8 protein-coding genes are annotated in these 7499 nt (G+C 70.5%); 4 read left to right on the top strand and 4 right to left on the bottom strand.

Annotation, left to right across the window (positions count from 1 at the left end):
* Both VFF46_RS11510 and VFF46_RS11505 read left to right on the top strand, forming a co-directional pair.
* Window positions 1–672, top strand: a 672-nt coding sequence (locus VFF46_RS11510; protein ID WP_325037072.1) for an alpha/beta hydrolase, incomplete at its 5' end; no start/stop codon positions are given.
* Between the two features lie 17 nt (window positions 673–689).
* Window positions 690–1625 (top strand): RNA polymerase subunit sigma-70, encoded by a 936-nt coding sequence (locus VFF46_RS11505; RefSeq protein WP_325037071.1) that lies wholly within the window; start codon window positions 690–692, stop codon window positions 1623–1625.
* On the opposite strand, the gene VFF46_RS11500 is transcribed toward VFF46_RS11505, so the two are convergent.
* Window positions 1606–3021, bottom strand: coding sequence for an MFS transporter (locus tag VFF46_RS11500; RefSeq protein ID WP_325037070.1), 1416 nt, complete (start codon window positions 3019–3021; stop codon window positions 1606–1608). The genes VFF46_RS11505 and VFF46_RS11500 overlap by 20 nt on opposite strands.
* 24 nt (window positions 3022–3045) lie before the next feature.
* On the opposite strand from VFF46_RS11500, the gene VFF46_RS11495 reads away from it, so the two are divergent.
* The gene (locus VFF46_RS11495) at window positions 3046–3462 is read left to right on the top strand and encodes a MerR family transcriptional regulator (RefSeq protein WP_325037069.1); all 417 of its coding nucleotides are present in this window, start codon (window positions 3046–3048) and stop codon (window positions 3460–3462) included.
* Here VFF46_RS11495 and VFF46_RS11490 read toward each other — a convergent pair.
* Both VFF46_RS11490 and VFF46_RS11485 read right to left on the bottom strand, forming a co-directional pair.
* Window positions 3459–4670, bottom strand: a complete 1212-nt coding sequence (locus VFF46_RS11490) for an RNA polymerase sigma factor (RefSeq protein WP_325037068.1) — start codon at window positions 4668–4670, stop codon at window positions 3459–3461. The two genes, VFF46_RS11495 and VFF46_RS11490, sit on opposite strands and share 4 nt — an antisense overlap.
* Before the next feature lie 70 nt (window positions 4671–4740).
* A complete protein-coding gene (locus tag VFF46_RS11485; protein WP_325037067.1) occupies window positions 4741–5112 on the bottom strand; it encodes a YciI family protein in 372 nt (123 codons plus the stop codon).
* A gap of 102 nt (window positions 5113–5214) precedes the next feature.
* Here VFF46_RS11485 and VFF46_RS11480 point away from each other — a divergent pair, with 102 nt between their 5' ends.
* Window positions 5215–6648 carry an NAD(P)/FAD-dependent oxidoreductase gene (locus tag VFF46_RS11480; protein WP_325037066.1) on the top strand — a complete coding sequence of 478 codons (1434 nt, stop codon included), beginning with the start codon at window positions 5215–5217 and terminating at the stop codon, window positions 6646–6648.
* Between the two features lie 71 nt (window positions 6649–6719).
* Here VFF46_RS11480 and VFF46_RS11475 read toward each other — a convergent pair.
* The coding region (locus VFF46_RS11475; protein WP_325037065.1) for a citrate/2-methylcitrate synthase at window positions 6720–7499 on the bottom strand (780 nt) is incomplete at its 5' end.

The raw sequence follows: 7499 nt of genomic DNA, 5'->3' as shown, positions 1-7499 counted from the left end.
GGCGGCTACGTCGGCGGCTCCCGCTACTCGCACCGCAAGCTCTTCGCCCATCTCGCGAAGGCCGTCGGCGCCCGCGCCCTCGTCTTCGACTACTCGCTGGCACCCGAGCGCATCCACCCGGTCCAGCTCGACGAAGCGGTCGACACGTACCGCTGGCTGCTCGACCAAGGCATCGCCCCCGAGCACATCGTCTTCACCGGCGACTCGGCCGGCGGCGGTATGGCGATCACCGCCCAGCTCCGGGCCCGCGCGCAAGGCCTGCCGCTGCCGGCCGGTGCGCTGCCGTTCTCGCCGTGGATCGACTTCGAGGCGAGCGGCGCGACGTACGACAGCAACCGGGACAAGGACGCGTTCTTCCACCGGAACCTGGTCCGCGGGCTCGCCTGGATCTTCCTCGGCCCGGACGGTTCGCCGCGGGACCCGTCGGTGAACCCGACGTACGGCGACCTGACCGGGCTCGGCCCGATCTACGTCCAGGCCGGCGCGGACGAGGTACTGCTGGACGACGCCCGGCAACTCGCGGACGCGGCACAGCGGGCGGGCGTCGACGTACGGCTCGATGTCTTCCCGGAGATGCAGCACACGTTCCAGATGGCGGCGGGTCGGGCGCCGGAGGCGGACGATGCGATCTCGCGGATGGGACAGTGGGGACGGCAGGTGCTGGGGCTGTGACCGTTCAGGGAGTGGTGATGGAAGAGTTCGCCGACCTCGAGCCGTACCGCAAGGAGCTGCTGGCGCATTGCTACCGGATGCTGGCGTCGGTGCACGAGGCCGAGGACGCGGTGCAGGAGACATACCTGCGGGCCTGGCGGGCGTGGGCGGACTTCGAGGGCCGCTCGTCGGTCCGGGTCTGGCTGTACCGGATCGCGACCAACGTCTGCCTGACCGCGCTCGAGCAGCGCGGCCGCCGGGCGCTGCCCTCCGGGATCGTTGCCGCGAGCACCGAACTGGACGCCGCACCGGGGCCGGTGCCGGACGGCATCGGCTGGATCGAGCCGATCCCCGAGTCGATGGTGGCCGACGATCCGGCCGCGATCGTCACGCTCCGGGAGAGCCTGCGGCTGGCGCTGATCGCCGCGCTGCAGTACCTGCCGCCGAAGCAGCGCGCGGTACTGATCCTCCGCGAGGTGCTCGCGTTCCCGGCGGCCGAGGTCGCGACGATGCTCGAGACCTCGGTCGCGGCGGTGAAGAGCACGCTGCAACGCGCCCGGGCCCGGATCGACGAGACGGCACCGACGCAGGGCGAGGTCTACGAACCCACCGATCCCGCGGCGCGAGCGCTGCTCGACGACTACATCGCGGGTTTCGAGAACGCCGACACCGCCGCGCTCGAACGCGCCCTGCGCGCGGACGCCGCGCTCGAGATGGTCGGTACGCCGACCTGGTTCAGCGGTCTGGTGACCTGTATGCGGGTGATGGCCGACGCGGCGGGCGAACCGGGCGACTGGCGGATGATCCCGGTCATCGCGAACGGCCAGCCCGCGGTGGGCTCGTACTACAAGGGCGAGCCGTACGGCATCGCAGTACTGACCCCGACCCCTGGCGGCCTCACCCACATCCACGTCTTCAGCACACCGTCCCTGGTGACGTACTTCGGACTACCCGCTACAGCTCCTGCACGGTGAGGCGGGCGCGGCGGCTGGTGCTGATCAGGGCCAGCGCGACGACGACGAGGCCGACCGCGATCATCGGCCACCAGACGACATGGGCCGCGCGGACGAACCGTTGCGGGTCGGTGGTCGCGGTCGCGCCGACGATAGAGCCGGCCACCGCGACGCCGAGCGTCGTACCGGTCTGACGGCCGACCGAGGCGAGCGAACCGGCCAGACCGGCCATCGACACGGGCATCCCGGACACCGCCGAGTTCGCGATCGGCGGGTTGACCACGCCCAGGAACACGCCGAACAGCAGGAAGATCGCGAGCACGACCGGCAGCGGCGTCGACAATCCGATTGTCGACGATGCTACGGCTCCGAGCGTGAGCGCCGATCCGGCGACGACGAGCGGCAGCCGCGGACCGTGGGCGCCGACGACCCGGCCGGTGAGCGGTGACAGCACGCAGATCAGCAGGCCGACCGGCAGCAGACTCAGGCCGGCGTCCAGCGCGGACAGGTGCCGGACGCTCTGCAGGTAGAGCGTGGTGAGGAACAGGAACACGCCGAACCCGCTGTACGCGAAGAGCGCGATGACGACGGCCGAGCTGAACGGGACGCTGCGGAACAGCCGGAGCTCGAGCATCGGCTCGTCCCGGCGGCGTTCGTACGGGATGAGCACGGCGGCCGCGACCGCGGCAAGCACGAGCAGCGCGATGATCGGCGGCGCGGTCCAGCCGCGCTTCTCGGACTCGATGATCGCGGTCACCACTCCGCCGAGCAGGACGACGACGAGGAGCTGGCCGACCGGGTCGAAGCGGCGGCCGCGGGCGGCGCGGGACTCCGGGACGTACCGGCTGGTGAAGACCACCGCGAGCACGACGATCGGCAGGTTCACCCAGAAGATCGAGCGCCAGCCGAGGCCGTCGACGAGCGCGCCGCCGAGGATCGGGCCGAGGACCAGCGAGAGGCCGGCGGTGGCGCCGAAGACGCCGATCGCCCGGGCCCGCTCGGCGCGGTCCGGGAACACCGTGACCACGATCGCCATCGCGACCGGGTTCAGCATCGTGCCGCCGACGGCCTGGACGGCGCGGGCCGCGATCAGCGTGTTGATCCCCGGGGCGAGGCTGCACAGCAGCGAGCCGAGTCCGAAGACGATCAGGCCGAGCCGGAACATCCGCTTCCGGCCGTACCGGTCGGCGGTGGAACCGGCCAGCATCAGGAAGCTCGCGAGGACCAGGGTGTAGGCGTCGACGGTCCACTGCAGGCCGGCCGTCGAGGCGTTCAAGTCGTCCCGGATCGCGGGCAGGGCCATGTTCACGATCGAGATGTCCATCACCGAGATCAGCAGGCTGGCGCAGCAGATCGTCAGGACCAGGTACCTGTGGGTACTGGTCAGACCAGTGGACTCAGGCGTTGAGACAGTCATACCGATGACGTTAGGATTTAGAGCGTGCTCGAAGTCAATGAACGCGGGATCAGCATCGCCGAAGCCGCCGAACGCACCGGCGTCAGTGTCCACACGCTCCGGTACTACGAACGCGCCGGACTGGTCGTCACCACGGTCGACCGGACCGCGGGCGGGCGCCGCCGGTACCGGAAGGTCGACCTGGACTGGATCAAGATCTGCACGAAGTTCCGCGCCACCGGGATGCCGATCCGCACGATCCGCCAGTACGCCGAGCTCGTCCTGGCCGGCCGCGGCAACGAGAAGGACCGCCTGGAGCTGCTGGAGACGCACCGCTCCGAGATCCTCACCCAGCTCGCCGAGCTCCAGGAGAGCCTGGAACTCATCGATCACAAGATCGACGTGTACAAAGGCCGCTTGGAAGCCGGCGACGCCGACCAGCTCTGGGCTCCGCGGCCCTAAAGCGCATTCAGCCTGGTGGTGAGGAAGCGGCGTTCGGTTTCGTTGGCGGTCAGCTGGATCGCCTGCCGGTAGGCGTCGGCGGCCTCGGCCGAGCGCCCCAGTCGCGTGAGGACATCTGCTCGGGTGGCCGGTAGATAGGCGTACGCCGCCAGCGCCGGCTCCTCGCTCAGCGCATCCAGCTCGGCCAGGACCGCCGTGAGATCTGCCCCGGGCACCAGGCTGTGCGCCGCCGCACGGTTGAGCGCGACGATCGGCGTCGGCCAGCTGACCAGCATCGCGTCGTACATCCGCACCACCTGCCGCCAGTCCGTCTGCTCCCAGCTCGGCGCCGTCATGTGCAACCCCGCCACGGCCGCCTGTAGGGCGAACCGCCCGTGCCCGCGCTGCAACGCGGCAGTCGCCCGCGCGACGCCCTCGCCTAGCAGCTGCGCGTTCCACCGCGAGCGATCCTGATCCGCCAGCAGCACCAACTCGCCGTCCGCACTCACCCGCGCGTCCCCGCGCGCCTCGGTCATCAGCAGCAGCCCGAGCAACGCCTGCGGTTCCGGTTCGTCCGGCATCAACCGCACCAGCAACCGCGCCAGCTCGATCGCCCGCCCGGTCAGATCGGTCCGCATCAACTCCGGCCCGGCCGCCACATGCCCGGCCGTGTAGACCAGATGTACGACGGTCAGCACCACGTCCAGCCGCGCCGGCAGCTCACGATCCGCGGGGATCCGGTACGGGATACCCGCCGCCGCGATCTTCTTCTTCGCCCGGGTGATCCGCGCGGCGGCCGTCGCCTCGCCGATCAGCAGCACCGCCGCGACCTCCCGCGTCGTCAGCCCGCAGATCAGCCGCAACGTCAACGCCACCTGCGAGTCCCGCGCCAGCGCCGGGTGGCAGCACGTGAACACCAGCCGCAACGGATCCGTCGGCTGCTCGACCTCGCCCGGCTCCTCCACCAGCAGCGGGAGCTTCCGGCGCAGGTTCGTCTCGCGCCGCAGCCGATCCAGCGCGAGCCGCCGGGCGACCGTACTCAGCCAGCCGCCCGGGTTCGCCGGGATGCCGTCCGGCCAGGTCCGCAGCGCCTGCACGAACGCGTCCTGCGTACAGTCCTCGGCCAGATCGAGGTCGCGGGTCACCCGCACCACCGCCGCGAGCACGGTCGACCAGCACTCCCGGTGGGCGCGGTCCACGACTCGCGTCACCTCGACCGCTTCGGTCACCACTCGCTCCCGTCCCCGGCGGGTACGCCGGCGCCGGGCGCCGCCGGCGTACCCGATGCTGCCGGCACGGTCAGGCCGGCGGAGCGGCCTCGTCGGAGGTCGGCATCACCGGTCGTACCTCGACGTTGCCGGACGGGCAGAGCTTCGCCAGCTCGAGCGCCTGGTCGAGGTCGCGGGCCTCGACCAGGTAGAAGCCGCCGAGCGCCTCCTTGGTCTCGATGAACGGCCCGTCGGTGACCAGCGGTTCGGCGCCCTCGCGCTGCTTGACCGTGCTCGCCGTACTCGACCGCTCCAGCGCCTCGCCGCCGAGCAGCTTGGCCCCGGCCTTCTCCACCGCCGCCGCGAACTCGCCGTGCAGTTTCATCGTCTGGTCCCACTGCTCGCGGGTCAACTGGTCGTACCAGTCCTCGCTGTCGAAGAGCAGAAACATGTACTGCGCCATCTCGGGCTCCCTCGTCTAGGGCTTGTCTTGGACATCTTGCTGACGATCGCCACGACACGGAATCGACAACGCCGCGCGAGAATCTTTATTACCGTGAAGTACATGGAGCACTACGACGTTCTGATCGTCGGCGCGGGACTGTCCGGGATCGGAGCGGCGTACCGGATCCAGACCCGCTGCCCGGACCGGACGTACGCCGTCCTCGAGGCCCGGGAGGCGCTCGGCGGCACCTGGGACCTGTTCCGGTACCCGGGGGTGCGGTCGGACTCGGACATGTTCACGCTCGGGTTCCCGTTCCGCCCGTGGAAGGCGGCGAAGGCGATCGCCGACGGGCCGTCGATCTTGTCGTACCTGCAGGAGACGGCGGCGGCGTACGGGATCGACAAGCACATCCGGTACGGCGCCCGCGTCGTCCGCGCATCGTGGTCGTCGGCGGACGCGCTCTGGACCGTGCACACCGGTGACACGACGTACACGTGCTCGTTCCTCTACGTGTGCAGCGGGTACTACGACTACGACGCGGGGCATGTGGTCGACTTCGAGGGGCAGGACGAGTTCCGCGGGCGGATCGTGCACCCGCAGCACTGGCCCGCGGACCTGGACTACACGGGTCAGCGGGTGGTCGTGATCGGTAGTGGCGCGACCGCGGTGACGCTGGTGCCGGCGATGGCCGGTACGGCGAAGCACGTGACGATGCTGCAGCGCTCGCCGAGCTACGTCGCGTCCCGCCCGGCGGTCGACGGGCTGTCGGATCGCATTCGCGCCGTACTGCCGGAGAACCTCGCGCACCGGGTGATTCGTGGGAAGAACGTTGCGCTGAGCACCTTGCTCTACAGCGCATTCCGACGCTGGCCGGCGCACGCGGCGTCGCTGCTGAACAGCGGCGTAGCCCGGCAGTTGCCGCCGTCGATCCCGGTCGATCCGCACTTCACGCCGCAGTACAAGCCGTGGGACCAGCGGCTCTGCCTGGTCCCGGACGCGGATCTCTTCAAGGCGCTGCGCGACGGGTCGGCCTCGGTGGTGACCGACGAGATCGAGCGGTTCACGCCGACCGGTCTGCGGCTGCGGTCCGGTGCCGAGCTGGAGGCCGACCTGGTGGTCACCGCGACCGGCCTCCGCATGGTTGCGCTCGGCAACATCAACCTCACCGTCGACGGCTGGCGGGTGGCGCCGCACGACACCTTCGTCTACAAGGGCATGATGCTCAGCGGGGTCCCGAACCTCGCCTGGTGCATTGGCTACACCAACAACTCGTGGACCCTCCGCTCGGACCTCACCTCGCAGTACGTCTGCCGCCTCCTCAACCACCTCACCGCCACCAACACCCGCCGCTGCCGCGCCGACGTACCCCCGACCTGGTACGACGAACCGGCCCGCCCGGTCATCGACCTCTCCTCCGGCTACATCCGCCGAGCCGCCCACCTCCTCCCCCGCCAAGGCACCTGGGGCCCCTGGCGCCTCCGCCAGAACTACCCCCGAGACCTCCTCGCACTCCGCCTGGGCGCCGTGGAAGACGGCGTCATGCGCTTCAGCTAGCGCAGCCGGCTCCTAAGACCCAACCCGCCCTGGGTGCGGCTGGTTAGGGGGCGACCCGGGAGGTGAACCACTCACACGATCACCACCGGGGCGGGGGGCGGTGGGCCGACGTACGTCGCGGCCGGGCGGATGATTTTCGGGTCGGTGGATTGTTCGAGGATGTTGGCGGACCAGCCGATGATGCGGCTGACGGCGAACGTGGGGGTGAACATCGCGCGCGGGATGCCGCACAGCTCCATCACGACGCCGGCGTAGAACTCGACGTTCGCGTACAGGTTGCGGCCCGGCTTGAGCTCCGCGAGGACGTCGACGATGCGCTGCTCGACCGTGGTCGCGAAGTCGACCAGGTCGCCGCCGATGCCGCGGGCGATGTCGCGGAGCATCAGTGAGCGCGGGTCCTCGGTGCGGTACACCGCGTGCCCGAAGCCCATGATCCGGTCACCGGCCGACACCTTCGCGCGGACCCAGGCGTCGATGCGGTCCGGCGTACCGATCTCGTCGAGGCTCGCGAGTGCGCGGTCCGGGGCGCCGCCGTGGAGCGGGCCGGAGAACGCGCCGATCGCACCGGCGACCGCCGAGACCACGTCGGCGCCGGTGGAGGCGATCACGCGGGCGGTGAACGTGGACGCGTTGAAGCCGTGGTCGACGGTCGACACCAGGTAGTGCTCGATCGCGGTCGCGTGGACGGCGGTCGGTTCCTCGCCGGTGACGAGGTACAGCCAGTTCTCCGCGGCGGTGAGGTCGGCGCGCGGCTCCAGCGGCTGCTGTCCTTCGCGGAGGCGGTAGAGCGCGGCGAGGATCGTCGGAGTGACCGCGCAGACGAGCATCGCGTCGGCCTTGCGGCGGGACGG

This window comes from Kribbella sp., assembly GCF_035655035.1.
Classification (GTDB): Bacteria; Actinomycetota; Actinomycetes; order Propionibacteriales; family Kribbellaceae; genus Kribbella.
The sequence above is the reverse complement of the archived record's forward strand: the minus strand, read 5'-3'. Positions and strand labels throughout refer to the sequence as shown.

What these genes read in the sequence shown, in the direction of transcription:
- VFF46_RS11505 (WP_325037071.1), top strand. Translation starts at nt 690, where the DNA reads ATGGAAGAGTTCGCCGACCTCGAGCCGTACCGCAAGGAGCTGCTGGCG.
- VFF46_RS11500 (WP_325037070.1), bottom strand. Translation starts at nt 3,021, where the DNA reads ATGACTGTCTCAACGCCTGAGTCCACTGGTCTGACCAGTACCCACAGG.
- VFF46_RS11485 (WP_325037067.1), bottom strand. Translation starts at nt 5,112, where the DNA reads ATGGCGCAGTACATGTTTCTGCTCTTCGACAGCGAGGACTGGTACGAC.
- VFF46_RS11480 (WP_325037066.1), top strand. Translation starts at nt 5,215, where the DNA reads ATGGAGCACTACGACGTTCTGATCGTCGGCGCGGGACTGTCCGGGATC.